This is a genomic window from Flavobacterium sp., from assembly GCF_027533505.1.
GTDB lineage: Bacteria > Bacteroidota > Bacteroidia > Flavobacteriales > Flavobacteriaceae > Flavobacterium.
The window spans coordinates 39911-63804 of the sequence record NZ_JAPZUB010000027.1 but is presented as its reverse complement, the minus strand read 5'-3'; the positions used below and the strand labels follow the sequence as shown (position 1 = coordinate 63804).

Here is a 23894-nt window from a genome sequence, read left to right as displayed (position 1 = left end):
GTGGTTTGACGTTGATTGTAGTGTTTGAAATTCATGTCTAATCATCTGTAAATCAGATATAAATATACAAATTGCAACTCTTTTATGCAAGAAAAAACGTAAAAAAAAACCGTCTCAAGTTGTGAGACGGCTTCTTTTTCTTAACTATTCGGTTTGATGGTTATCACCATGGATTCGTCAAATCGGTATTCTCCTTTTTTATATATTTCTTTATTAGCAAGAATTACCTCATAGGTATAAATCCCTTTGGGAAGTTCTAACAAACATTCTTTTCCGTCGTTTTGGACAACAAGTTCTTTCTTGATTTCCTCACCATCCTCTCCTTTTCCAGTTATTCGGAACGTAATTTTTTCGGTTAATTTGTTTTTAATACATACCTGCTCTAGGGTCGTTTTGGCCGCGTTGGAATCTCCTTTTGCGATTTTAAAAATCGTAAGTCCGTTCAACAACAATTCACCTCCTCGAATCACCGTTTGTAAATCAGCTTGGGCTTGGGCACCCGAAAAACAAAATATCCAGAAAAAAAGTCCAATTGTACGAAATTGAAACATCCTAAAGGCTTAACTCGTTATGGAAGCGATGAGCATTTTTCGTAATCGTCTCACCGTAGCTGCAACTTCATCGCAGCCTACAGTTGCCGAAGCGGTAACGGTAACACTGGCCACACCTACAGACATGGTGACACTAACTTCAAGCGATACTTCACATTTATCTGCATTGCGTTGCGTTTCGGTGTTGACAAGAGCACCTTCTTTGAGAATAACTTCCAGCCCTTCATCAAACTCGGCTAAGGATTTAAATTGGTAAGCTACCTTATCGGTATTTGTTCTACTGACTAATGTAATGGATTGTAAAATCGCTTTTTCGGTCAATGTTTCTTTGTTTTGTGCTTGAGAGGGTATTCCGAAGAATAGGGTGGCGATAAGGCCAAAGATTAGATTTTTCATAATTTTGAATGGCTTAAAAATGAGGTCCGAAGACCTGTTTTGATTTGTTAGTTCCGTCCTTTGAAGTATAACAAATCGTCTAATTTCTTCAAAGGTTCCTACCTATAAAGTAATGCGCGGAAACTGCACTACGGGTCACAATTGGGGGTTAGCCAAAATTTAACCAAAATTAAATTTACTATATATTTAAAAGAAGTTTCTCAACTATCTTAGGCTTTTGGATAGAGCGGTTTGGAGGTACGTTTTATACTTAAATTTGTGTTGACTTTATTGTCATTACTAAGAATCATTTTATTCATGGCTTATATTTTAATTCAATTCGTTGATGTATTTTGTTGAAGTAAAACTATCGCTTTTTTTCAAAACACCTTTACACTAAAAGTGTATTATTTGTTAAAATTCAGCATCCCATGTATTGTAAAAGATTATTAACAAATTGAATACAGACAACTTATGCCTCAAAAAACACCCATACAAAGCATGCGGTAAATTATGTTGAAATATCGATTAACGGTAAACGCAATCCCGTATATTTGTCCGCTTGATTTGTAAAAATGGAATTAAAATTAAACCGACCGCTTTGTTTTTTTGATTTAGAAACAACCGGAATTGATGTGGCACGAGACCGTATTGTTGAAATTTCAATTGTAAAGGTATATCCCAATGGGAACCAAGAAAGTCGTACGTGGTTGGTGAATCCCACAATTCCCATCCCCCCGCAAGCTACGGCTGTGCATGGAATTTCCAATGAAAAAGTCGCCCAAGAGCCTACATTTAAAGAACTAGCCCCTCAAATTCATGCGATGATTAAGGATTCTGATTTGGCGGGATACAATTCCGATCGATTTGACATTCCTTTATTGGCAGAAGAATTGTTGCGTGCTGAGGTGGATTTTGACATGAAAAATCGAGTAGCTGTCGATGTACAAACCATTTTTCATAAAAAAGAAGAGCGAACTTTGAGTGCAGCGTATCGTTTTTATTGTAATCAAACTCTTGACAATGCCCATAGTGCGGAGGCTGATACCAAAGCGACGTTTGAAATTCTCAAAGCGCAACTGGATCGCTATCCCGACTTACCCAACGATGTTAAAGCGCTCTCAGAATATACTACACGTAAAAAAGCGGTCGATTTCGCAGGTTTTATTGCTTTGGATGATAAAGGTCGAGAGATTTTTACGTTTGGGAAGCACAAAGGCGCTCTCGTAGAGGATGTTTTTGAAAAAGAGCCTGGGTACTTTGGCTGGATTCAAGGGGCTGATTTCCCGTTGTACACCAAAAAGGTGCTTACTGGCATCAAACTACGTAAGTTAAATACCAAACCCTAGACACAATCCAAGTTAAGGTAGGGTAAAATCGCTTAAAACTGTTACCATGAAAATCATTTGTATCGGAAGAAATTATGTGCAACACATTGCCGAACTTCAAAATGAGCGTCCTGAGGCTCCGGTGGTGTTTTTAAAACCGGATTCTGCGATTTTATTGAAGCAACATCCTTTTGTGATCCCTGAGTTTTCCAACGACGTACATCATGAGGTAGAGGTTTTGGTCAAAATCAATAAAGTTGGAAAGTATATCGATGTAAAAATGGCGCATCAGTATTATGACGAAATTGGATTAGGCATCGATTTTACAGCCCGCGATCTTCAAGAACAACTCAAAAAAAAGGGGTTGCCTTGGGAAAAAGCAAAGGGATTTGACGGTTCAGCGGTTATTGGTGAATTTTATCCGAAATCTGATTTTGAATCGGTTGAAAATATTAATTTTGAGTTACATTCCAACGGAAAGGTTGTTCAAAAAGGAAATACAGCGCAAATGTTGTGGAAAATAGACGAGCAAATTGCTTATGTTTCACAGTATTTTACGCTAAAAAAAGGAGACATTTTATTTACGGGGACTCCCGAAGGTGTCGCCAAAGTTCATCCCAATGATAAATTGGAAGGATTTATAGAAGGAAAAAAAGCATTTCGAATACACATTAAATAAAGGCAAAAAATCGAATATCTACGAATGGCAATTAATTATAACCTCGCAAAAGTATATGCACTATCGGACAATGATCCGGAGTTTGTCATGCAAATTATCACCTTGTTTGTTACTGAAGTCCCACAAGACTTGCAACAAATTGAATTGGGCATCAAAACCAAAGACCACAAGTTGGCCTATGCGTATGCTCACAAAATCAAGCCCACTCTCGATTTGTTGGGAATGACCATGGCACATGAAGAAATTCTACAAGTAGAAGCTTGGACCAAAGCAGAAGGAAAACGCAAAGAAATTGAAGCTACTTTCGAAAGCATTCAGGATCAAGTTGAAAAAGCAGTTAAAGAGATAAAAAAAGATTTCGAAATTTGATCGAAAATTGAGTTCCTTATGAAAGCTGCCATTGTCACCATTGGAGATGAAATCCTTATTGGGCAAATCGCCGATACCAATTCAACATTTATCGCTAAGGCTTTGGATCGAATTGGGGTGCAAACCGTGGAAATGCGTTCAATAAGCGATCAACGGGATGCGTTACTGCACACTTTTTCAGCCTATCAGAATCAAGTCGATTTTGTAGTAATGACCGGAGGTTTGGGTCCTACCAAAGATGACATCACCAAAAAAACCTTGGCCGACTATTTTGAAGACACGTTGGTGCGCAACACCGACGTTGAACAGCATGTAGTTGCACTCATCGAGAAAGTGCTGCAACGACCTGCTTCACAGTTGAACAAAGATCAAGCAATGGTGCCTTCCCAAGCTCAAGTGCTTTTCAATGCTGTAGGTACAGCTCCAGGCATGTGGATTCAAAAAGAGCAAACCGTATTCATCTCGATGCCCGGCGTGCCTTATGAGATGAAACATTTGATGGAACAACAAGTGATTCCCAAGATTGCCGCCGAATACCAACGTCCATTTATTCTTCACAAAACCTTATTAACCTATGGTTTGGGCGAAAGTGTCGTTGCAGAGCGCATTGAGGACTGGGAAAATCAATTGCCCGAATTCATCAAACTAGCTTATCTACCCGCTCCTGGGCGCGTACGCCTTCGTCTTACTGCCCGCGGAACCGATTTAAAACTATTGGAAGAGGCAGTTGCTCAAGCAGTAGCAGCTGTAACCCCATTGATTAGTGATATTTTGGTTGGATTTGAAGAAGAGGAAACAATAGAGGTAGTTGTGGGTCGATTGTTAGGGCAAAAAAGACAAACGTTGGCCACCGCCGAAAGTTGTACAGGAGGAAAAATAGCCCAACTGCTTACGTCAGTTTCTGGGGCTTCTGCGTATTTCAAAGGGAGTGTCGTTAGTTATGCCACCGAAATAAAAACAACGCTTTTGGGTGTCGATCCCCAATTAATAGCTGCCCACACTGTAGTGAGTGCCGAAGTGGCGAAAGCGATGGCGTTGGGAGTGCAAGCTCAAATGCAATCGGATTATGCTTTGGCTACCACGGGAAATGCGGGACCCCAAAAGGGAGAATCGGATGCCGAAGTAGGCACCGTATTTATTGCGTTGGCTACCCCGCAAGAAGTTGTTGTTGAGCGCTTTAATTTTGGTCAGCCCCGTGAAAAAGTAGTGGACCGAGCCTCTGTAAAAGCCCTGGAAATGCTTCAAAAAGAAATTTTAAAAAATCTATAATATTTTTTTGTGTGTAAGGTTTCTTTTTTGTTTCTTTGCACCCTGATTTTGAATAACGATAAAAGAAAAGCATAATGTCAAGAGTTTGTGACCTTACAGGTAAGAGAGCGATGGTTGGAAACAACGTTTCTCACGCGATGAACAAAACGAAACGCAAGTTTTCTGTGAACTTAGTTAAAAAACGTTTCTACCTTGCTGAAGAAGATAGATGGGTTACCTTACGTGTAGCTGCATCAACGATTAAAACAATCAACAAAAAAGGCATTGCAGCTGTGTTGAAAGATGCAAAAGCAAAAGGCTTTATTTAATCGGTAATCCTTAATATTAAAGATAATGGCAAAGAAAGGTAATAGAATCCAAGTAATCTTAGAATGTACTGAGCACAAAGAATCAGGGATGCCTGGTACGTCTCGTTATATCACGAAAAAGAACAAAAAAAATACGCCTGATCGTATGGAATTGAAAAAATTCAATCCCATTTTGAAGCGTATGACTGTACACAAAGAAATTAAATAATTACGAGATTTTTATTGTTTTAAAAATTTCAAATACCCTTTTGAATCATGGCAAAGAAAACCGTAGCAACGTTACAAACCGCTTCAAAGAGATTAACAAAAGCCATTAAAATGGTAAAATCTCCTAAAACAGGTGCTTACACTTTCGTAGAGGCGATCATGTCTCCTGAAGAAGTTGATGAGTATTTGAAAAAGAAATAATCAGAAGCAAACCCGAATATATTAAAGCTACTTTCTCTTGAAAGTAGCTTTTTTATTTATATTTGTCGAACAAAATTCAACGTAGTTGTAGTTCCTTATGAGCTTTTTTAAACGCATATTTTCATCCGAGAAAAAAGAAACCTTAGACAAAGGTTTAGAAAAAACGAAAACAAGTTTTTTTTCTAAACTCACCAAAGCCGTTGCGGGAAAGTCTAAAGTCGATGATGAGGTATTGGATAATTTGGAAGAAATTCTCGTTTCCTCCGATGTTGGCGTCAATACAACCCTTAAAATTATCGAGCGTATTGAAGAACGTGTGGCCCAAGACAAATACCTTGGAACTGATGAATTGAATCAAATTTTACGCGAAGAAATCGCAGGCTTACTTTCCGAAACCCAATCAGGTGAAGAAACCGAGTTTGTGATACCCACATCCTCGCCTCCCTATGTGATTATGGTCGTAGGGGTCAACGGTGTTGGAAAAACAACTACCATCGGTAAATTGGCCCATCAGTTCAAAAAAGCCGGTCACCAAGTCGTACTCGGTGCTGCCGATACGTTTCGCGCTGCAGCGATCGATCAATTGCAAATCTGGGCCGATCGCGTGGGTGTCCCTATTGTTAAACAACAAATGGGGTCTGACCCGGCTTCTGTAGCATTTGATACCTTACAATCGGCTGTAGCTCAAAAAGCAGATGTAGTGATTATCGATACGGCGGGACGTTTGCACAACAAAGTAGGTTTAATGAACGAATTGTCCAAAGTCAAAAAAGTAATGCAAAAAGTGGTCCCCGATGCTCCACACGATGTACTTTTAGTATTGGATGGCTCTACAGGACAGAACGCTTTTGAACAAGCCAAACAGTTTACCGCGGCTACAGAAGTGAGTTGTCTAGCAGTCACCAAATTGGACGGAACTGCCAAAGGAGGCGTTGTTATTGGGATCTCCGATCAGTTTCAAATTCCGGTTAAGTATATCGGAGTAGGTGAGGGAATCAATGATTTACAAGTGTTCAATAAATACGAATTTGTAGATAGTTTTTTCGCGTAATATGAAGAAAGTCATTTATTGGTATCGTAATGTACCTTTTCTAATTCTGATCCTCTTGAGCTTTGGTATTGGACTCATGTCCAAACTCGTGGAAGGACATTTTACCGATATTGCTATGGGCATGCAGCTTATCGCTTTCTTTTTCCTGCTATCCGGTTTGATTCGTTTTTTCGATCGCGTTCTCTTTAAAACCAAATAAAAAATGCGCCTAAAAAAGCGCATTTATTTTTGTCCATAACGTATCATCAAAATCCGATAAAGCCATATTCACCGCATCTGCAGCCTCTCCCATTCGTATCACCACCATCTTCTTACTCGGAACCACATAGATCTTTTGATCGTTTTTCCCCAAAGCACAATACATATCTGCAGGGCCGTTGGGAATGATTGGACCGTTAAATTGAAATTGAGTTTGCGGCAATCGATAGGTCGATTTTCCATTTAACCACCACATATACCCATAGGCTTGGTTTAAATTTTGGGACGTATTGACGGCCTCATTAAAAAATGCCTCATTGATAACCTGTACGCCATTCCATTTTCCTTTATTCAAAGCCAAAAGTCCAAACCGAGCCATATTTCGCGTCGTACTCCAATACACACTTAAATCATCACCACTGGCTATCCAAGCGCCACCGGTCATTCCAATACGATCCCGAAGTTTGGTGTTAAAATACGTACTCCACGATTGACCACTCGCAGCAGCAACCACATCTTGCAATTTTACATACACATTGTGATAGGCCCAACGCGTTCCTGCATCGGCAACATACACCAAATTAGACGGATTTACACTGTCGCCCATGCTGTCATCCAAGCCCGAATTCATCGACAACAAGTTTTTGCACGTAATCAAGTTCTCTTTGGCCAAAGGAGCGCTCGTCCAACCGGTTCCCAAATAATCAGATACTTTATTATTAATGTTGATCAGCCCCTCTTGCTGCGCAATTCCAGTTACGGCTGCCGTCAATGTTTTTCCCGCACTCGCCCAATACCAAGGTGTTGTAGCACTATGTCCGTTCAAATAGTACTCCATGACAATGCGACCATTGACCAAAATCATAAACGATTTGGTGTTTTTTAACGTCAAATAATCGACCAAAGGTTGTACTGCGGCTTGATTCCAACCCAAAGCAGCTACCGATTGCGTTTCCCAGGTAGTACTTCCATCGCTTGGGGGAAAATACATGGTTTCCTCGGGTGGCGTTTGCGTGGGATTGTCCGAATCCGAGCACGAAACGGTAAATAACAAACTGCTTAAAAGCAACGAAATGTAGGCTATTTTTGTCATGATCAACGATTTTTTAGGTTAGAGTATTTTTGGCGAAAAAGGTTTAATCAAAGGTATTAGAAAATGGTATAAAATCGATACCTTTAGATTTTTAGAATAACTATGAAAAAAAGCTTACTATTAGGGATTATTGGCGTGTTTATGGCTGCATGTTCCGCTCCCATTCCCGAAAAAGATTTGGTTAAATTAAATGGCTATTGGGAAATTACCAAAGCCGAACATCCCGAAGGAGAACCGATTGACTACAAAGCGAGCACCACAGTCGATTACCTTCAAATCAAAGGCAAATCGGGTTTTCGTCAAAAAGTGATGCCGCAACTCGACGGAACATTTCGCACCAATACGTTGCAAGAAAAAATTACACTTAAGGACTCCAATGCCACTTGGTACCTGCATTATCAAACCGATTATGGGCGTTGGAAAGAGGCCTTAGTCAAACTCACCGACTCGGTGCTTGTGCTTAAAAACGACGAAAATATCGAATACCGTTACAAAAAATTCAAACCCTTTTCGCGAAAGTAACCATGAAACGTCAAAGTAATGAAAATTCACTTGCCGAAGTGTTAAAAGCCTTCGTACAAACGCATAAGCTGGAGGCGGGACTCGATCGCGTCGATGCCGAGCATGTATGGCGCACCCTTTTGGGCAACGGAGTGAATAGCTACACTCGCGAGGTCGTTCTCAAAGGCAGTACGCTCTATGTTACACTTTCCTCCGCCGTATTACGCGAAGAATTAAGCCACGGCAAGCAAAAAATTATCACCATGCTCAACGAAGCCTTAGGCAAAGAATGTATCAAAGAATTGGTGCTTCGCTAAGATAAGGAGCATCAACCGCATCGACATATCAACCCCTTTCCTGCTATCCGCTTTATCTCCCGTAAGGTCGGGAGGATGCCGTGTTACCTGACCGCCAATAGGTAGTTCTGGGCTAAAACGAACCCAAGTATTTTAAAACAAAAAAGCCGATGATTGTTCATCGGCTTTGTTTTGTAAGGTATTTTGAATTAAAACTGCTCTCTTCCTGCGAAGTGGAAAGCCCCTTCAATAGCTGCATTCTCATCCGAGTCCGAACCGTGAACGGCGTTCTCCCCGATAGAGGTAGCATATTTTTTACGGATCGTTCCCTCAGCAGCCTCCGCTGGATTGGTTGCTCCAATCAAAGTTCGGAAATCTTCCACCGCATTGTCTTTTTCTAAAATTGCTGCCACAATCGGACCGCGTGTCATGAATTCTACCAATTCCCCAAAGAACGGACGCTCTTTGTGAATGGCATAGAATTGTTGCGCATCGGCTACCGTCAATTGCGTTAACTTCATCGCTACGATTCTGAATCCACCTTCAGTAATCATATTTAAAATCCCACCGATGTGGCCTTTTTCAACCGCATCCGGCTTAATCATGGTAAATGTTCTCGTACCTGCCATTGTGTAAGTATTAATTTTCGGGTGCAAAAGTAGTGTTTTGATTCAGAAATCGGAAATCATTTCACCATAAAATAAAAAATCCCCAACAGTTGCCCATTGGAGATTTTTCTAACGTAACTCACTATTTAATTTTTGATTGCTTTCAATGTTTGTGTTCCTTGTGCGCTTACCATTTTAAGTACATACATTCCCGGAGCCAAATGAGCGGCTTCCACCGAAAAAGAGGGAGCATTCGGACGGTATTGCCCCACTTGTTTACCGCTTAAATCCAGTATTTCCACTACGTCCACTACTGTATTGCCTTCCACATGCCAAGCCGTTGCAGTAGGATTGGACGATAATAGAAAACGAGGCGTTGCAAACGTCGGTTGACTCAATAGGTCGGTAAAACTATAGGCTCCCGTCAACGGTTCAAACTGAACCAAATACGTACTAGCTGTCGAAATATTGATGTCGTTTCCATTATTGGTCGCGGTACCAATTGGGAAATCATTACCTCCCCAATTGACATCCCAAGTATTATTTTTACGGAATTTTACTGCGCCAGTCGTTAAGGCCACTTGCAAGGAATAATTAAATCCATCGGTAGTATTCATAGCAACATCCGTTGTCCATCCGTTCAGGGCCGAACCCAAAATTCCAATTAGAGGAAATTCGAAATTGTATTGCCCCGTGGTGCGGTTAAATGTAACATACCATTCTCTTCCCGTTACCGGAATAGTTGGTCCCGAAGCTACCGCCACCCCCGAAGGAAAAGCAGTGCTACCGAAGGTTAGGTTGTTATTGCCATTCAAACGGAAATAGGCATTACCCGAGGTAAAGACAAAGTTAGATAAGGTATAGTTCACTTCGTCATTTGTAGCCATAGCAACTCCCGGACCTCCAAAGCCCAATTGCGCATCAACAGCCGGTCCCCACAACTCCACCAAAGGAGCCGTTGTATTGCCTGCAAACGAATAAGCTCCAGTTAATCGGTTGAAGGTAACATTATACGTTCCTGCTAGGGTAGGAATATCTTGTCCGTTGGGCGCCCCGTTTCCATTCGGAAAAGTTGAACCACCCCAGTTATTAGCCCAGCTAAAATCTTGACGAAACTTGACCGCTCCCGTGCTAACCACCAAATCATTGATCGTATAAATAATATTGTCGGTACTTGACAACGTAATTTCGGGTCCATTGGTTGGAGGCCATCCGTTGACTCCCGTTCCCACTATTGAAATGGTTTGTGCAGAAGCACTCATTGCAGTTAAAAGCAACGTTGAAAAAAGTAGTTTTAGTTTCATCTAGGTTTTGTTAAAATTTTTAACAAAACTAAAGTAAAATGCTGATTTACAAAATCTAAAAGTTGGACTTTACCAACGATAACGTTGTAGTGTTTATAAATTAATCCCAAACCATCACACTAAAGTAGGGATGGAGTGGATCGAGTTCTGCATATAACCGAGTCATCCATTCGGGACCGAACGATAGATAGAAGGAACTAAAATTGACGGTGCGTTCTTGCAATCCTCGATGGGGGAACAATTCCAATTGCAAAGCCTCAACAGCATTGAGGTGAACTTCATGTTTCTTTTTTTCGGCGCGTAATAATTTTTTTTCAAGATGTTCCAAGCCTTTGAGTTGCTTGTGGGTTTGTGCTTTTACTGCGCCCAAAAAGGAAGGGTCGGTTTGAACGGCCAGTTTCTCTAATGCCGCAAACTGTTCCTGCAACACGTTTTTTTGTGCCGTAAAGTCGTAATGTACGGTTTGAATTTTTTGGACCATACGGGTGCGGAGATCCGAAGCGCTGAGAAACAAATCGGCAAAAGCAACATCCAGTTTCGCTGCTTTTTTGGCTTGTTTCGCCGTGGCATGAAGCACGGAATTACGTAAAATCAACATGGGAAAGGGAACCTCAAATTGCTGGAATTGCTTTTTTAATTGCAACCAATACGCAATTTCACCCCCGCCGCCTATATACGCCAAATTAGGCAATACAATTTCTTGATAAAGCGGACGGAGCAATACATTCGGACTCAAACAATCGGGTTGCTCTTGGCAGTGACGTTTGAAATCGTCGAGTGCATACCGAATACCGCTGTCGTGACGAACAATCCAATCTCCCTCACGCGTAAGTCGCTCTCGAATGCCCGTTTCTAAATAAAACAAATTGAGTTCCCTCGGATTTACTTGTGCTTTGTATGAGGACATTTGCTCGCGTGTTTCCTGGGTGGCTTGATGCGTGATTTGTTCTTGGATTTCACGCAAAGCAAAGGGTAAAAAGGCTGTTTTCCCCCAGGTTTGATCGCCATCAAAAATGAGCAATCCCTCCTGATCAAAGAGTTGATGAACCAAATAACGTGTCGCTTCAGCCAAAGTGCGACCCTCAGCATACGAGGTATGAAATAGTGTTTTCAAAAATTGTCCACGCTCACCCTCGGGAAAGGAGGTGTTAATTCTATTTCGAACCTCTTCAAAAGAGGCGTCAAGTACAAAACGCCCCACGGCGCCTTGTTGCGTAGAATTCCAAGTTATTTTTTCATCGCCCCATCGAAACGATTGAATTTCCTCAAAATCATGGTCTTCAGTAGCCATCCAATAGACAGGCACAAACCGATAGTGGGGATATGTTTTTTGTAAGCTTTTACAAAGATTAATGACGGAAATGATTTTATACCAAAAGAATACGGGACCTGTAAACAAGTTCAATTGGTGTCCTGTGGTAATGGTAAATGTTGTCGGTTCATGCAGGGCATTCAAATGCGCTTCTGAAGCTTCCGAAAGTTTAAATCCTTTGTATTGCCGACGCCATTCGGTGACTAAACCTTCACGCTGCGCTGTACTGTAATGTGCGGCTTTTTCTTGGCATTGTGCTTCAAAATGCGAAAGGCTTGGAAAGCGATGGTATAACGGTTGTACCGATGCCTTTTGATCCAAATAATCCCGAATAAGTTCAGAAAATTGGGGCAATTCACGGTAGTCGATACAATCGGTGGGCATGAGTTAATTTTTGTCAAATGTAAAGAATTTTAAAAATAGCCTTCTTTTCAAATTCCTAATTGTGCGTTAAATTCTATTTTTGTAGAAAATCCGAATCCTTGGCTACACTGCTTTTAATCACTCCTCCCTTCACACAACTCAATACGCCCTATCCTGCGACGGCGTACTTGAAAGGGTTTTTGAATACCCGTTCGATTCCCTCGTTTCAAATGGATTTGGGACTTGAAGTGGTGTTGGATTTGTTTTCCCCCAAGGGATTAGAAGCCATTTTTGAAGCCTCAAAGGGGCAAGAAACAAAGTCTGAAAATGCGCAACGGATTTTCCAGATGCGCTCAGTGTATGTACAAACCATCGCCGCTGTAGTTGGTTTTTTGCAAGGCAAGCAACCCAATTTAGCACGCCAGATTTGTTCCGGAAATTTTTTGCCCGAAGCTTCCCGTTTTTCGCAATTAGACGATTTAGAATGGGCCTTTGGTGCCATGGGATTGCAGGATAAGGCCAAACATTTGGCGACCCTATATCTGGAAGATTTATCCGATTTTATTGTGGAATGCGTCGATTCCAATTTTGGTTTTTCACGTTATGCAGAACGTTTGGGGCGTAGTGCCAACAGTTTTGATTTACTCTACCAAGCGCTGCAACAAGCACCAACCTTTGTTGATCAATTTACGTTACAACGCTTAGCTGCGGCCATGCACCGAGAGCAACCTGCATTGGTCTGTTTTTCGGTACCATTTCCTGGCAATTTGTATAGTGCCTTTCGCTGTGCCCAATGGATAAAGTCCAATTTCCCCAACACGAAAGTTGCTATGGGGGGTGGCTTTCCCAACACGGAGTTACGCCAACTGACCGATTCGCGTGTTTTCGATTTTTTTGATTTCATTACCCTCGACGATGGTGAGCGTCCGATTGAACTTTTATACGCTAATCTTCAGCTTCCCGAGGCACAACAAGTGTGGAAACGAACCTACCTTCGTGAAGCTGGTGAAGTGGTGTATAAAAATGAGGCAAAAATTCCGGACTACAGACAAACAGCAGTGGGAACTCCTGACTATTCCGATCTATTGTTGACGGAGTATCTTTCGGTGATTGAAATTGCCAATCCTATGCATAGTTTGTGGAGTGATGGACGATGGAATAAACTAACCATGGCGCACGGTTGCTATTGGGGCAAATGTACTTTTTGCGATATTTCACTCGATTATATCAAAGTCTACGAACCCATTCATGCCCGAATGTTGGTCGATCGAATGGAAACGTTAATTGCACAAACGGGCGAATCGGGGTTTCATTTTGTAGACGAAGCCGCGCCTCCTGCGTTGATGCGCGAAGTGGCACTTGAGATTTTACGCCGCAATTTGGTGGTGACCTGGTGGACCAATATTCGGTTTGAAAAGAGTTTTACCCGCGACCTCTGTTTGTTGCTTAAAGCATCAGGCTGTATTGCGGTTTCTGGGGGTCTCGAAGTCGCCTCCGATCGGTTGTTGGCGCTCATTCAAAAAGGCGTCACGGTAGCGCAAGTGGCACGAGTGACCCGAAATTTTACCGAAAGTGGCATCATGGTTCATGCGTATTTGATGTATGGATATCCGACGCAAACGGTGCAAGAAACTATTGATAGTCTCGAAATGGTACGTCAATTATTTTCTTTAGGGATTGTACAATCGGGGTTTTGGCATCAATTTGCACTAACAGCTCATAGTCCCATTGGATTAGACCCCGAGGCTTATGGTATCATTCCTGAAAAGCAACCCATATCTTTTGCGCACAACGATATCGAATTTACCGATCAAACGGGTATAAAACACGATCGTTTTAGCTATGGATTGCGAAAATCGTTGTTCAACTATATGCACGGACTTTGTCTCGACGATCCGTTGCAAAATTGGTTTGATTTTAAAATTCCACACCCCAAAGTGGCCCCCGATTTTATTGTATCGGCGCTTGATGACGAGCGAATTCTCTTACCTAAAGCATCGGCTAAAATAATTTGGGGGGGACTTCAACCGGAATGTTCATTTTTTCAAAAACAAAAAAAAGGAAAAACGTGGTCCATGATGCATGTTCGTGTTCACGCACTTCATGGAGTTGTCGAAACCGTCTTGCCCGAAGCAGAAGGGCGGTGGTTGATCGACCAAATCACACGACTAACACCAAGCCATCCGCAACAAACCTGGGGAGTATTGAAAGAATCGTTTGAAATGGAATTTGAAGATTTTGCCCTGTTTTGGACTTCCAAAGCAGTTTTACCCTTACGAGAAATGTTGTGGGTATTGTAGAATTTTTACCGTTATTTACAGTAGGGAAAAAACCTTTTCACATGTTTTACGTAAATAGTAGTAGTCGAACATTTGTTTTGTTCGAACATTTTTACTTATCTTTAAACAAAAAATAAAACTATGAAAAAAATTACTCTTTTACTGTTTTGCCTTGGCGCTTTTCATGCCTTTGGGCAACAAAAAGCTACCGGTGTAGTGAATCTCTCGACCAATGTGCGCGCCAATTTTTTATTGGACAATAACACATCCACAGTAACGTTAACAATGATTGGGCCTAACGATCGTTGGTTTGGATTGCAATTTGGATCCTTTACCAGCACTCAAGGAATGGCCGTGGGACAAGATTTGGTGTACTGGAACAATACTTCAAATGTGGTTGACGCGCGATTCAATGGGGAAGGTTTTTCGCCCATAACAGATATTACCAACAATTGGACTTTGGTTTCGAATACCAACAATACACCCGCTGCAGGTTTACGTACCATTGTATGTACCCGTCCCTTGAGCACAGGGGATAGCAGTGACTTTACCTTTAATTTTAACGATACAACCCTTGACATCGCTTGGGCTAGAAGCAGTACTGCCAACTATACAATGAATAATCATGGTGGAGCCAACCGCGGGTATGCGATCGACACCCCATTTACCAACTTAAGTACACAAGAAATCGCTCCAGTGGCCGTGAGTGTATATCCTAACCCATCACGCGGAATGGTAACTGTTAGTGCTACTTGGGGAATTGAAACGGTAAGTGTATACGCGCTTTCAGGGCAGTTAATTCGTACGCTTTCGTATTCCAATGCTGAAAATGCAAAAGAAGTCAAGGTAGAGTGACTAGCTGTTGGTTCCTATCTCTTGGAAATCCAAGGGGAAGGCCAAAAAGCTTGGAAAAAAATTATTGTCGAGTAAATGAAAAAATCCCTAAAAATAGGACTAATAGGCTTACTTTTAGTAGGTGTCGCGGGTTACTTCGGATATCGTTATGTTTATCACTCTGAACGAAGGGATGTTCAAAAAGAAACCGCTGTATTTACACTAAAAGCGCTAGACTTGCATCAAGCTTTTGTGGCTAATACCGAAAAAGCGAATGCCACCTATTTGGAAAAAGCCACTGAAGTTTCGGGGACTGTAACTGCAGTAGAGGGTACTCAACTTTTATTGGATAAAAAGGTAGTTTGTATTAGTCAAGCGCCATTATCAGTCCAAGTGGGGGCCATAATTACCGTAAAAGGACGTGTCATCGGATATGATGATTTTCTCGATGAAATAAAAATGGATCAATGTACTTTAATTCCTTAACTATGAAAAAAATAGTAGCCTTAGCGTGGATTGCAATGGGTTGTTACACGACAACGGTGCAGGCGCAAGACGATTTACTAAACGAACTCAATCAAGATCAAAATAAGAAAGAAACCGTTAGCGCAGCATTTAAGGGGCAACAAATTTGTACCATGCAGTCGACCAAAATGGCGGCAAAAGGGGAATGGTATTTTTTGGTAGCCCACCGGTTTGGGGATTTGACCAATGGTTTTGATAACTTTTTTGGATTGGATAACGCCCTTACAAAATTAGGTGGTTTGTATGGTGCAACGGAGTGGCTTACCTTAGGTTTTTCGCGTCATACCCTTGGAAAAACCTATGAACTGTCGGGCAAATACCGACTCATGGCCCAAGAGGTAGATGGTTTTCCAGTGACTATAGTTGGATACCATACCATGGATATTAATTCGCAGTTGGAAAAGGAAGAGTATCCTGAATTAACAGGAACGGATCGTTTTGCTTTTTCCAATCAGCTATTGATTTCTCGCAAGTTTTCAGAGAATTTTTCCTTACAACTTACTCCAATGTACATTCATAAAAACTTATACGACCCGCTATTGGAAGAAAAAAGTCAGTTTTTAATGGCTTTGGGCGGACGTTACAAGTTTTCAAAACGCTGTAGCTTTAACTGGGAATATGCCCAACGTTTCAATACCGTTTCCAATGACCCATATCAAAATCCGCTTACCGTAGGCGTTGATATCGAAACGGGTGGACACGTATTTCAGCTGGTGCTTTCCAACAGCCAAGCGATGAATGATGTGAGCTATTTTACCACAGCGACTGGAGATTTTAATCGAGGAATTTTCTTCGGATTCAACTTATACCGTGTATTTTAATTGCATTTGCTATGAAAACGAATTATTTTAAATTGTCCCTAATCGGATTGTTGTTTCTGGGACTGATAGGGTTACAATATGCTTGCGAATCGTCTACATTTGAGGAGGCCTCAGGTATCGTTGCCAACCCTTCTTACAACAAAAATGTCAAACCAATTATGGAAAATAATTGTACGGGTTGCCATAACGGAGTAGACGAGTTTTCGTTGTTGACCTATGAAGAAGTTAAGGACAATACCCAAAATGGTACATTATTGTGCCGAATTAAAGGTACAGCTTGTGGCGAAATCATGCCTCCTACGGGAAAAATGAATACCACACGAATCGCAATTATCGAAAACTGGGCGGCCAACAACTACCCGTTGGATTAATATAAATGGATATGAAAAAGAATTTATTGTGTTTGATATTCATGCTCAGCGGGATGCTTCACGCCCAAAAAATGATCACACGAACGGGGGTTGTTAAGTTTGATGCCACCGTACCAGGCGCTACCGATCAAGTGGCGGCTACCAACAATGCCGTATCGGCGCTCTTGGATAAAAATAGCGGTGATTTAGCGATTCAAGTGATGATTAAGTCTTTTCGTTTTAAAATTCCGTTGATGGAAGAACATTTCAACGAGAATTATATGGACAGCGATAAGTTGCCCAAAGCCACTTTTAAAGGAAAAATCGTAGGTTTTCAACCTCAAAACGGCACCTATGATGTAGAAGGTGATTTAACCATTCATGGGGTGACACAGAAAGTGAAAACCAAAATGACATTGAAAGTCGAAGGTGGAAAAATTCATTTGGACGGTACGTTTATGGTAAAGCTCAAGGATTACGATTTAACGGTTCCCGCTTTGGCCAAGAAAACCTTGGCAGAAACGGCCAAACTTACCGTTGATTTAACCCTAGAAAACAAAGCTTAATAAAGCTAAATTACAGTAGTGAGACGAACTTCGGTTCGTCTTTTTTTTTGACCTATATGTAATTACCAAATTAATTGATTTTTGTCATGGCGCAATCGATTTCGATTCCCTAAATTTACAATCCTAAAACAACAGCGCTATGCAAAAATCCTATACCCTTTCTGTGCACACTGGGGCAACATTTGACTTTGACGAAAATGCGTTGCAGCACCTCGATGCCGTGGCTACAGGACCCCACTCGTTTCATGTTTTAAAAGACAATCAATCCTACAAGGCTGAAATCATAGCAGCCGATTTTGTCGCCAAAAAATATACGATTAAGGTCAATAACAATACCTATGAAGTATCCATTGCCGATGGATTAGATCAATTGATTAGCCGCATGGGGATTGAGCGGGGACGCCATAAAGTGGTCAATGCCATCAAAGCCCCGATGCCCGGTTTGATTTTGGAAATCAATGTAGCGGTTGGCGATGAAGTTCAAGAAAACGACCCGTTGTTGATTTTGGAAGCCATGAAAATGGAAAACAGCTTTCTATCCCCACGAGAGGGTAAAATTAAATCTATTGCGGTGGTCAAAGGACAAGCGGTGGATAAAGGGCAACTTTTAATTGAATTTGAATCATGAAAAAAATAACCAAACTCTTAGTAGCTAACCGAGGAGAAATTGCCATTCGGGTCATGAAAACGGCCAAAAAAATGGGGATAAAAACAGTAGCTGTGTTTTCTGAAGCCGATCGCAATGCCCTCCATGTAAAGTTTGCGGATGAAGCGGTCTGTATCGGACCCGCACCCTCTGCACAATCGTATTTGAAAGGCGATAAAATTATAGAAGTAGCGCAATCCTTGGGTGTAGATGCGATTCACCCGGGTTACGGATTTTTGAGTGAAAATGCTTCGTTTTCATCCTTATGTGCAAAACACGGAATTATTTTCATTGGTCCTGAACCCAAAGCTATCGAAATGATGGGAAGTAAGTTGGCCGCCAAAGAAGCGGTAATGCACTATGATATTCCGATGGTTCCTGGCGTCGACCATGCTATTATCGATGTGGAAGAAGCAAAAAAAACCGCTAAGGAAGTGGGCTTTCCGATTTTAATAAAAGCCTCTGCCGGTGGTGGAGGTAAAGGAATGCGTATTGTAGAACGCGAGGAGGATTTTGAGTCCCAAATGGAACGCGCCATCAGTGAGGCCACTTCAGCCTTTGGTGACGGATCCGTTTTTATTGAAAAATATGTGTCCAAACCCCGTCATATCGAAATCCAAGTGATGGCCGATAGCCACGGTAATGTGGTGTATGTGTTCGAACGGGAATGCTCGGTGCAACGCCGCCATCAAAAAGTGGTAGAAGAAGCACCATCCGCCATACTCACTCCCGAAAAACGCAAAGAGATGGGAGAGGCCGCTGTAAAAGTGGCCAAAGCCTGTGACTATTTAGGAGCGGGAACCGTTGAGTTTTTGATGGACGAACATCTGAATTTCTATTTCTTGGAAATGAATACCCGCTTGCAAGTGGAGCATCCCGTCACGGAGATGATTTCGGGATTGGATTTGGTCGAATGGCAAATTCGTGTGGCGCGCGGTGAAGCTTTACCCATGAAGCAAGAAGACTTGCAAATTCACGGACATGCGATGGAATTGCGTGTCTATGCCGAAGATCCGATGAATGATTTCTTACCTAATGTGGGGAATCTCGAGGTGTATCGCTTACCCGAAGGCGAAGGAATTCGTGTAGATAACGGTATAGCCGAAGGAATGGATGTGCCCATTTATTACGATCCGATGTTGTCCAAGTTGGTAACTTATGGTAAAACCCGTGAGGAATCCATTGAAAAAATGATCGAAGCGATTGATAATTATATCGTAAAAGGAGTAGCCACAACTTTGCCTTTTGGAAAATTTGTAATGCAACACGAAGCGTTCCGTTCGGGTGAGTTTGATACGGGCTTTGTGAAAAAGTATTACGATGCTGAAAAGTTGAAAGCGCAATTGGATACCGAAGCCGAAATTGCAGCTTCTTTGGCCTTGCAAAATTATTTAAACGATAAAAAAATCCTACGCGTACCCAACGCTTAGCAACGAAATCATGGAAGATAAAATACAACTATTAAATGAGAAAATCGCCTTGGCCAAACTGGGTGGAGGTGCAAATCGAATTGCCAAACAACACGAAAAGAAACGGTTAACCGCTCGTGAGCGCGTGGAGTATTTGTTGGACGAAGGTTCGTTTGAAGAAATCGGAATGTTGGTGACTCACCGTACCACCGAATTTGGTATGGACAAAGAGGTCTATTATGGCGATGGTGTAGTTACCGGTTATGGAACCATCAACGGCCGGTTGGTATATGTGTTTGCTCAAGATTTCACTGTTTTCGGGGGATCACTTTCTGAGACCCATGCAGAAAAAATCTGTAAAGTCATGGATTTAGCCATGCGTAACGGTGCTCCCATGATTGGACTAAATGATTCTGGGGGTGCCCGTATTCAAGAAGGTGTACGCTCCTTAGGGGGTTATGCCGATATTTTTCACCGTAATGTACAAGCCAGTGGGGTGATTCCACAAATCTCTGCGATTATGGGACCTTGTGCAGGCGGTGCCGTATATTCACCAGCGATTACCGATTTTACCATTATGGTCGAAAACAACAGTTATATGTTTGTGACGGGTCCGAATGTGGTGAAAACGGTAACCAATGAAGAAGTAACTTCAGAAGAGTTGGGGGGAGCAAGTACGCATTCCACCAAATCAGGGGTAGCGCATTTAACCTCTCCCAATGGGGTGGAATGTTTGGAAGATATTAAACGTCTTTTGAGTTATATTCCCCAGAATAATAAGGAGAAAACACCAAAGTTGCCCTATACATTGGGCGAGGAGTTGCGCGAAAAATTGGATACTATTGTTCCTGAAAATGCCAACAAACCGTATGATATGCATGAGGTAATCGATGGACTTATTGATGAGGATTCCTTTTTTGAAATCCACAAAGACTATGCAGAGAATATCGTGGTCGGATTTGCGCGTTTGGCAGGACGTAGTATCGGAATTGTGGCCAATAACCCCATGTATTTAGCCGGTTGTTTGGACGTGAAGAGTTCGATCAAAGCGGCTCGTTTCACCCGTTTTTGCGATTGTTTCAACATACCTTTATTGGTGTTGGTTGATGTTCCCGGATTCTTACCTGGAACGGACCAAGAGTGGAATGGGATCATTGTCCATGGCGCTAAATTATTGTATGCTTTGAGTGAGGCGACGGTACCCAAAGTGACTGTCATTACTCGAAAAGCCTATGGAGGTGCTTATGATGTGATGAACTCCAAACACATTGGTGCCGATATGAATTTTGCATGGCCGGGCGCAGAAATTGCGGTTATGGGTGCCAAAGGAGCGTCGGAAATTATTTTCAAAAAAGAAATTAGTGAAGCCGCCGATCCCGCAGCAAAGTTGTTGGAAAAAGAAGCGGAATATGCCGAATTGTTTGCCAACCCTTATACGGCTGCGCAACGCGGCTTTGTGGATGAGGTGATTCTGCCCCGCGACACCCGCCGAAAACTGATCAAAGCGTTTGCGATGCTGGAAAACAAAGAAGTTCCAGTTCCGAACCGAAAACATGGAAACATCCCGTTATAAAAGAAAAACCTGCCCGTAGCGCAGGTTTTTTTTGCAATGGTTATTGATAATAAAGTGAAATCGATAATATAAATTCCATGTTATAGGTGTGAATTAAAGGTTATCATTGATTCCTTATTTCTTTTTTAACTCTCTCATCCAAAAATCAATTAAGAATCACGCAATACTTTTGATAAACTTATCTTTACTCATTTACTCAATTAGTTACTATTACTTTTTGTAATTTAGTGAAAAATAGTAACCATGAAAACTTTTGCTTGTTTTTTTAGCCTCATTTTTAATTCACTGCTATGGGGTCAGTTTCCAAATCCTGGTCGAGAGAGTTTTGAGTCGTTCTCAATATCCCCTGCGGGATTGGCGAGTCAGTGGACCTTGATGACGGGTTCGTTAACTAATCCTTGGTTAAGTTTTAATACCAATCAATCCACTACAGCCGATTGGACAGTATCGGGTATACCTTCTACATTTGGTGTTATGAGTCTGGGCAGTCGGTGTGCATCAATAGATTCCCATCCTTTGACAGTCGGGTTCTCAGAGGCTTCCTATTTAATCACGCCGTATGCTCTTATTCCCAATAATGCGCAGTTGCAGTTTAAGTTGGGCGCCAAATTATTGGGAACCCATGCGTCATCAATTAAGGTGAAAATTAGCCTAACGAGTGCCCCCAATGGTGGATCTACCTCTGATCCTACCGCCTATACAACTACATTAGCTACCTATGATGATAGTACATTACAAGCTATGGGAGCTATGAATTTTTATGATTTTCAAGTCGATTTAAGCATGTATGCGGGACAGTCGATTAGTATTGCTTTCGTACGTGAATTTACCCAGTCTTCCCCCACCACAACAGGAAATGGATATTGCCTTGATGATGTTCGCATTACAACCAATACGTGCCAAGAGCCTACATTGATGTATTTTTCACAAATTACGGGTAACACAATGATGGTTAATTGGTCTGAAATTGGCAATGCGATGCAGTGGGAAATTCATGCGGCACCTTGTGGTACACCTCCTCCTGCCGCAAGTACAGCAGGAGTAGTCACTAATTCACAATCTTATGTTTTATCAGGTTTAACACCTTCAGCTTGTTATGATGTCTATGTTCGTTCGCTTTGTCCCAACGGGGGTACAACCGCATGGGTAGGGTTGCCTAGTATTGTGACACCCCTAACTCCAGGCATTTCGTTTTGTGGAAGTTTGTTTACGGATAATGGCGGTGTAAATGGAAATTATGCTAACAATACCGATCAAACATTTACCATTTGTCCTCCCGTAGGGGGTCAGATAGTCGGTATATCATTTTCCCAGTTTAATACAGAAGCGGGGCAAGATATTTTTTCTGTTTTTAACGGTCTTGGCATAACGTCCCCTTTAATCGGCCAATTCTCTGGAAACACGTTACCTCCCACCATTTTTTCAACCGATATTTCGGGATGTTTGACCATTCGCTTTCAATCCAATGGAATTGTGAATAGCGAAGGTTATGTTATCACGTTACTTTGTGCACAAGGAGCAAGTTTTAAGTTGGTTCCCTTCGTAGATACCAATGCCGATGGGATCAAAAACGCTTCTGAAATTAATTTTGAAAGTGGGAATTTTATGTATTCACGCAACAATGGCAGTCCATTACCCGTGATTTTTAATTATGGTAATTTCAATTTTTATGATTTTAATACTGCCAATACCTATTCGTTTAGCCATCAGGTTAATCCAGAATACGCTTCATTTTTGAGTTCTACTACAACGTACACCAATCAAACAGCAAGTACTCCCACCAATACCTTATTTTTTCCGATAACAATTACACAGCCTTTCAGTGATGTCAGCGTAACTTTACATCCAATAACCCTTCCGAGGCCCGGATTTGCGTACAAGCTCATGCTCACCCTCACTAATCATGGGCTCAATCCTCTTTCAGGAATGCTGGTTTTTACCAAGCCATCGGGTGTTGTGTCGCTCTCTACGAACAGCTTAACTTCTTGGATAACTTCGCAAGGTTTTACAGAGTCGTTTACGAATCTCGCTCCTAATTCACAAATGGAAATTGAGATAACTATGATCATGGATGTTTTACCCAATGTCACACTGGGACAAATCGTATCGAGTTTTACTACTTTAAATGTTAATGGGGTTGATGATGTTTTGCAAAACAACACAGCTGAATTTAGTACTTCATTGGTAGGAGCTTACGATCCTAATTATGTGGTAGAGCATCATGGTCCAGAAATCCTCTATAGCTCATTTGCCCCAGATGATTATCTAGAATATACCCTTCATTTTCAGAATGAGGGGAACTTTTATGCCGAAAATGTTCGCGTTGTCGACGAGTTGAGTCCGTTGTTAAATGCTCAATCCGTTCAATTTCTTCAATCGAGCCACCCTTGTCAATTGAAACGTAATGGTTCACGGTTAGAATTTGAATTCAATCAGATATTTTTACAAGCTAAATCAGTCAATGAAGAGGCTAGTAAAGGGTATGTCGTTTTTAAGGTAAAACCACAGCCAGGTTATCAAGTGGGCACTCAAATTCCCAATGGAGCGGCTATATATTTTGATTTTAATCCACCCATTTATACCAATGTTTTTCAAACCTTGTTTGTAAATGCGTTAAATACAAATACGTTTTCTATGGCTTCCCTGGTGCTTTACCCGAATCCAACAAGTGATGTACTTTACATAGAAGTACCTTCTGGAGCCGCTATTAAGGCAAAAGTTGAATTGTGTGATTCCCTCGGAAAAGTGGTCTATCAGACCAATATGGAGGGTGCCCAAATGGCACTTCCTATACAATCCTTGGCCAAGGGAGTCTATTTTATTCGCATTCAATCGGCAGCGGGTAGTTTGATGAAAAAAGTGATAAAATGGTAGGAAA

Annotated in this window: 27 protein-coding genes; 21 read left to right on the top strand and 6 right to left on the bottom strand. The window is 41.6% G+C overall.

From position 1 onward, the window contains the following. Positions 1-140 precede the first annotated feature (140 nt). Positions 141-551: a hypothetical protein gene (locus O9316_RS05870; RefSeq protein ID WP_298204650.1), complete on the bottom strand. Its 411-nt coding sequence runs from the start codon at positions 549-551 to the stop codon at positions 141-143. 9 nt (positions 552-560) lie between these two features. Further along, positions 561-947, bottom strand: coding sequence for a hypothetical protein (locus O9316_RS05865; RefSeq protein ID WP_298204649.1), 387 nt, complete (start codon positions 945-947; stop codon positions 561-563). 554 nt (positions 948-1501) lie between these two features. Here O9316_RS05865 and O9316_RS05860 point away from each other — a divergent pair. The 9 genes from O9316_RS05860 (at position 1502) to O9316_RS05820 (ending at position 6537) form a co-directional block, all read left to right on the top strand. After that, on the top strand, positions 1502-2275 hold the full coding sequence (locus O9316_RS05860) for a 3'-5' exonuclease (RefSeq protein ID WP_298204648.1): 774 nt from the start codon (positions 1502-1504) through the stop codon (positions 2273-2275). Positions 2276-2321: 46 nt separating this feature from the next. Beyond that, positions 2322-2933, top strand: coding sequence for a fumarylacetoacetate hydrolase family protein (locus O9316_RS05855; RefSeq protein ID WP_298204647.1), 612 nt, complete (start codon positions 2322-2324; stop codon positions 2931-2933). 24 nt (positions 2934-2957) lie between these two features. Then, positions 2958-3302, top strand: a complete 345-nt coding sequence (locus O9316_RS05850) for an Hpt domain-containing protein (protein WP_298204646.1) — start codon at positions 2958-2960, stop codon at positions 3300-3302. Between the two features lie 18 nt (positions 3303-3320). Next, the gene (locus O9316_RS05845) at positions 3321-4571 is read left to right on the top strand and encodes a CinA family nicotinamide mononucleotide deamidase-related protein (RefSeq protein WP_298204645.1); all 1251 of its coding nucleotides are present in this window, start codon (positions 3321-3323) and stop codon (positions 4569-4571) included. Between the two features lie 74 nt (positions 4572-4645). Further along, positions 4646-4879, top strand: coding sequence for a 50S ribosomal protein L28 (rpmB, locus tag O9316_RS05840; protein ID WP_073362759.1), 234 nt, complete (start codon positions 4646-4648; stop codon positions 4877-4879). A gap of 25 nt (positions 4880-4904) precedes the next feature. After that, entirely contained in the window at positions 4905-5087 is a 183-nt protein-coding gene (gene rpmG / locus O9316_RS05835) for a 50S ribosomal protein L33 (protein WP_073362761.1), read from the top strand. A 47-nt stretch (positions 5088-5134) separates the two neighbouring features. Next, positions 5135-5287: a DUF4295 domain-containing protein gene (locus tag O9316_RS05830; protein WP_073362763.1), complete on the top strand. Its 153-nt coding sequence runs from the start codon at positions 5135-5137 to the stop codon at positions 5285-5287. Positions 5288-5384: 97 nt separating this feature from the next. Then, a complete protein-coding gene (ftsY, locus tag O9316_RS05825) occupies positions 5385-6338 on the top strand; it encodes a signal recognition particle-docking protein FtsY (RefSeq protein WP_298204644.1) in 954 nt (317 codons plus the stop codon). A 1-nt stretch (position 6339) separates the two neighbouring features. After that, positions 6340-6537: a hypothetical protein gene (locus O9316_RS05820; protein ID WP_298204643.1), complete on the top strand. Its 198-nt coding sequence runs from the start codon at positions 6340-6342 to the stop codon at positions 6535-6537. A gap of 9 nt (positions 6538-6546) precedes the next feature. Here O9316_RS05820 and O9316_RS05815 read toward each other — a convergent pair whose 3' ends face one another. Continuing rightward, positions 6547-7629, bottom strand: coding sequence for a serine hydrolase (locus tag O9316_RS05815; RefSeq protein ID WP_298204642.1), 1083 nt, complete (start codon positions 7627-7629; stop codon positions 6547-6549). A gap of 102 nt (positions 7630-7731) precedes the next feature. Between O9316_RS05815 and O9316_RS05810 the strand changes: the two genes are divergently transcribed. Both O9316_RS05810 and O9316_RS05805 read left to right on the top strand, forming a co-directional pair. Further along, positions 7732-8151, top strand: a complete 420-nt coding sequence (locus tag O9316_RS05810) for a lipocalin family protein (protein ID WP_298204641.1) — start codon at positions 7732-7734, stop codon at positions 8149-8151. A gap of 2 nt (positions 8152-8153) precedes the next feature. Further along, positions 8154-8447, top strand: a complete 294-nt coding sequence (locus O9316_RS05805; protein WP_298204640.1) for a DUF721 domain-containing protein — start codon at positions 8154-8156, stop codon at positions 8445-8447. 188 nt (positions 8448-8635) lie between these two features. Here the strand turns inward: O9316_RS05805 and O9316_RS05800 are convergent, their stop codons facing one another. The 3 genes from O9316_RS05800 to bshC all read right to left on the bottom strand — a co-directional run bounded on the left by O9316_RS05800 (position 8636) and on the right by bshC (position 12034). Beyond that, a complete protein-coding gene (locus O9316_RS05800) occupies positions 8636-9055 on the bottom strand; it encodes a nucleoside-diphosphate kinase (protein ID WP_297517277.1) in 420 nt (139 codons plus the stop codon). Positions 9056-9180: 125 nt separating this feature from the next. Beyond that, on the bottom strand, positions 9181-10338 hold the full coding sequence (locus tag O9316_RS05795) for a T9SS type A sorting domain-containing protein (protein ID WP_298204639.1): 1158 nt from the start codon (positions 10336-10338) through the stop codon (positions 9181-9183). 100 nt (positions 10339-10438) lie between these two features. Beyond that, positions 10439-12034 (bottom strand): bacillithiol biosynthesis cysteine-adding enzyme BshC, encoded by a 1596-nt coding sequence (gene bshC / locus O9316_RS05790; protein WP_298204638.1) that lies wholly within the window; start codon positions 12032-12034, stop codon positions 10439-10441. A gap of 98 nt (positions 12035-12132) precedes the next feature. On the opposite strand from bshC, the gene O9316_RS05785 reads away from it, so the two are divergent. From O9316_RS05785 to O9316_RS05740, 10 genes are all read left to right on the top strand, one after another. After that, positions 12133-14313: a radical SAM protein gene (locus tag O9316_RS05785; protein WP_298204637.1), complete on the top strand. Its 2181-nt coding sequence runs from the start codon at positions 12133-12135 to the stop codon at positions 14311-14313. Positions 14314-14433: 120 nt separating this feature from the next. Further along, positions 14434-15147, top strand: coding sequence for a hypothetical protein (locus O9316_RS05780; RefSeq protein WP_298347060.1), 714 nt, complete (start codon positions 14434-14436; stop codon positions 15145-15147). Positions 15148-15222: 75 nt separating this feature from the next. Beyond that, positions 15223-15612, top strand: coding sequence for a hypothetical protein (locus tag O9316_RS05775; protein WP_298204635.1), 390 nt, complete (start codon positions 15223-15225; stop codon positions 15610-15612). A gap of 2 nt (positions 15613-15614) precedes the next feature. Further along, the gene (locus O9316_RS05770; RefSeq protein ID WP_298204634.1) at positions 15615-16472 is read left to right on the top strand and encodes a DUF5777 family beta-barrel protein; all 858 of its coding nucleotides are present in this window, start codon (positions 15615-15617) and stop codon (positions 16470-16472) included. A gap of 11 nt (positions 16473-16483) precedes the next feature. After that, positions 16484-16843 (top strand): hypothetical protein, encoded by a 360-nt coding sequence (locus O9316_RS05765; protein ID WP_298204633.1) that lies wholly within the window; start codon positions 16484-16486, stop codon positions 16841-16843. Positions 16844-16854: 11 nt separating this feature from the next. Next, a complete protein-coding gene (locus O9316_RS05760) occupies positions 16855-17388 on the top strand; it encodes a YceI family protein (RefSeq protein ID WP_298204632.1) in 534 nt (177 codons plus the stop codon). Between the two features lie 139 nt (positions 17389-17527). Beyond that, positions 17528-18016 (top strand): acetyl-CoA carboxylase biotin carboxyl carrier protein subunit, encoded by a 489-nt coding sequence (locus O9316_RS05755; RefSeq protein WP_298204631.1) that lies wholly within the window; start codon positions 17528-17530, stop codon positions 18014-18016. A gap of 5 nt (positions 18017-18021) precedes the next feature. After that, the gene (accC, locus tag O9316_RS05750) at positions 18022-19464 is read left to right on the top strand and encodes an acetyl-CoA carboxylase biotin carboxylase subunit (protein ID WP_298204652.1); all 1443 of its coding nucleotides are present in this window, start codon (positions 18022-18024) and stop codon (positions 19462-19464) included. Positions 19465-19474: 10 nt separating this feature from the next. Beyond that, complete coding sequence (locus O9316_RS05745) at positions 19475-21016, top strand: acyl-CoA carboxylase subunit beta (RefSeq protein WP_298204630.1); 1542 nt, start codon at positions 19475-19477, stop codon at positions 21014-21016. Positions 21017-21259: 243 nt separating this feature from the next. Next, positions 21260-23890 (top strand): T9SS type A sorting domain-containing protein, encoded by a 2631-nt coding sequence (locus O9316_RS05740; RefSeq protein WP_298204629.1) that lies wholly within the window; start codon positions 21260-21262, stop codon positions 23888-23890. Positions 23891-23894: the final 4 nt, after the last annotated feature.

Excerpts from the sequence above, each read along its gene's own strand:
- O9316_RS05870 (WP_298204650.1), bottom strand. The coding sequence starts at position 551 with ATGTTTCAATTTCGTACAATTGGACTTTTTTTCTGGATATTTTGTTTT.
- O9316_RS05865 (WP_298204649.1), bottom strand. The coding sequence starts at position 947 with ATGAAAAATCTAATCTTTGGCCTTATCGCCACCCTATTCTTCGGAATA.
- O9316_RS05860 (WP_298204648.1), top strand. The coding sequence starts at position 1,502 with ATGGAATTAAAATTAAACCGACCGCTTTGTTTTTTTGATTTAGAAACA.
- O9316_RS05855 (WP_298204647.1), top strand. The coding sequence starts at position 2,322 with ATGAAAATCATTTGTATCGGAAGAAATTATGTGCAACACATTGCCGAA.
- O9316_RS05850 (WP_298204646.1), top strand. The coding sequence starts at position 2,958 with ATGGCAATTAATTATAACCTCGCAAAAGTATATGCACTATCGGACAAT.
- O9316_RS05845 (WP_298204645.1), top strand. The coding sequence starts at position 3,321 with ATGAAAGCTGCCATTGTCACCATTGGAGATGAAATCCTTATTGGGCAA.
- rpmB (WP_073362759.1), top strand. The coding sequence starts at position 4,646 with ATGTCAAGAGTTTGTGACCTTACAGGTAAGAGAGCGATGGTTGGAAAC.
- rpmG (WP_073362761.1), top strand. The coding sequence starts at position 4,905 with ATGGCAAAGAAAGGTAATAGAATCCAAGTAATCTTAGAATGTACTGAG.
- O9316_RS05830 (WP_073362763.1), top strand. The coding sequence starts at position 5,135 with ATGGCAAAGAAAACCGTAGCAACGTTACAAACCGCTTCAAAGAGATTA.
- ftsY (WP_298204644.1), top strand. The coding sequence starts at position 5,385 with ATGAGCTTTTTTAAACGCATATTTTCATCCGAGAAAAAAGAAACCTTA.
- O9316_RS05820 (WP_298204643.1), top strand. The coding sequence starts at position 6,340 with ATGAAGAAAGTCATTTATTGGTATCGTAATGTACCTTTTCTAATTCTG.
- O9316_RS05815 (WP_298204642.1), bottom strand. The coding sequence starts at position 7,629 with ATGACAAAAATAGCCTACATTTCGTTGCTTTTAAGCAGTTTGTTATTT.
- O9316_RS05810 (WP_298204641.1), top strand. The coding sequence starts at position 7,732 with ATGAAAAAAAGCTTACTATTAGGGATTATTGGCGTGTTTATGGCTGCA.
- O9316_RS05805 (WP_298204640.1), top strand. The coding sequence starts at position 8,154 with ATGAAACGTCAAAGTAATGAAAATTCACTTGCCGAAGTGTTAAAAGCC.
- O9316_RS05800 (WP_297517277.1), bottom strand. The coding sequence starts at position 9,055 with ATGGCAGGTACGAGAACATTTACCATGATTAAGCCGGATGCGGTTGAA.
- O9316_RS05795 (WP_298204639.1), bottom strand. The coding sequence starts at position 10,338 with ATGAAACTAAAACTACTTTTTTCAACGTTGCTTTTAACTGCAATGAGT.
- bshC (WP_298204638.1), bottom strand. The coding sequence starts at position 12,034 with ATGCCCACCGATTGTATCGACTACCGTGAATTGCCCCAATTTTCTGAA.
- O9316_RS05780 (WP_298347060.1), top strand. The coding sequence starts at position 14,434 with ATGAAAAAAATTACTCTTTTACTGTTTTGCCTTGGCGCTTTTCATGCC.
- O9316_RS05775 (WP_298204635.1), top strand. The coding sequence starts at position 15,223 with ATGAAAAAATCCCTAAAAATAGGACTAATAGGCTTACTTTTAGTAGGT.
- O9316_RS05770 (WP_298204634.1), top strand. The coding sequence starts at position 15,615 with ATGAAAAAAATAGTAGCCTTAGCGTGGATTGCAATGGGTTGTTACACG.
- O9316_RS05765 (WP_298204633.1), top strand. The coding sequence starts at position 16,484 with ATGAAAACGAATTATTTTAAATTGTCCCTAATCGGATTGTTGTTTCTG.
- O9316_RS05760 (WP_298204632.1), top strand. The coding sequence starts at position 16,855 with ATGAAAAAGAATTTATTGTGTTTGATATTCATGCTCAGCGGGATGCTT.
- O9316_RS05755 (WP_298204631.1), top strand. The coding sequence starts at position 17,528 with ATGCAAAAATCCTATACCCTTTCTGTGCACACTGGGGCAACATTTGAC.
- O9316_RS05745 (WP_298204630.1), top strand. The coding sequence starts at position 19,475 with ATGGAAGATAAAATACAACTATTAAATGAGAAAATCGCCTTGGCCAAA.
- O9316_RS05740 (WP_298204629.1), top strand. The coding sequence starts at position 21,260 with ATGAAAACTTTTGCTTGTTTTTTTAGCCTCATTTTTAATTCACTGCTA.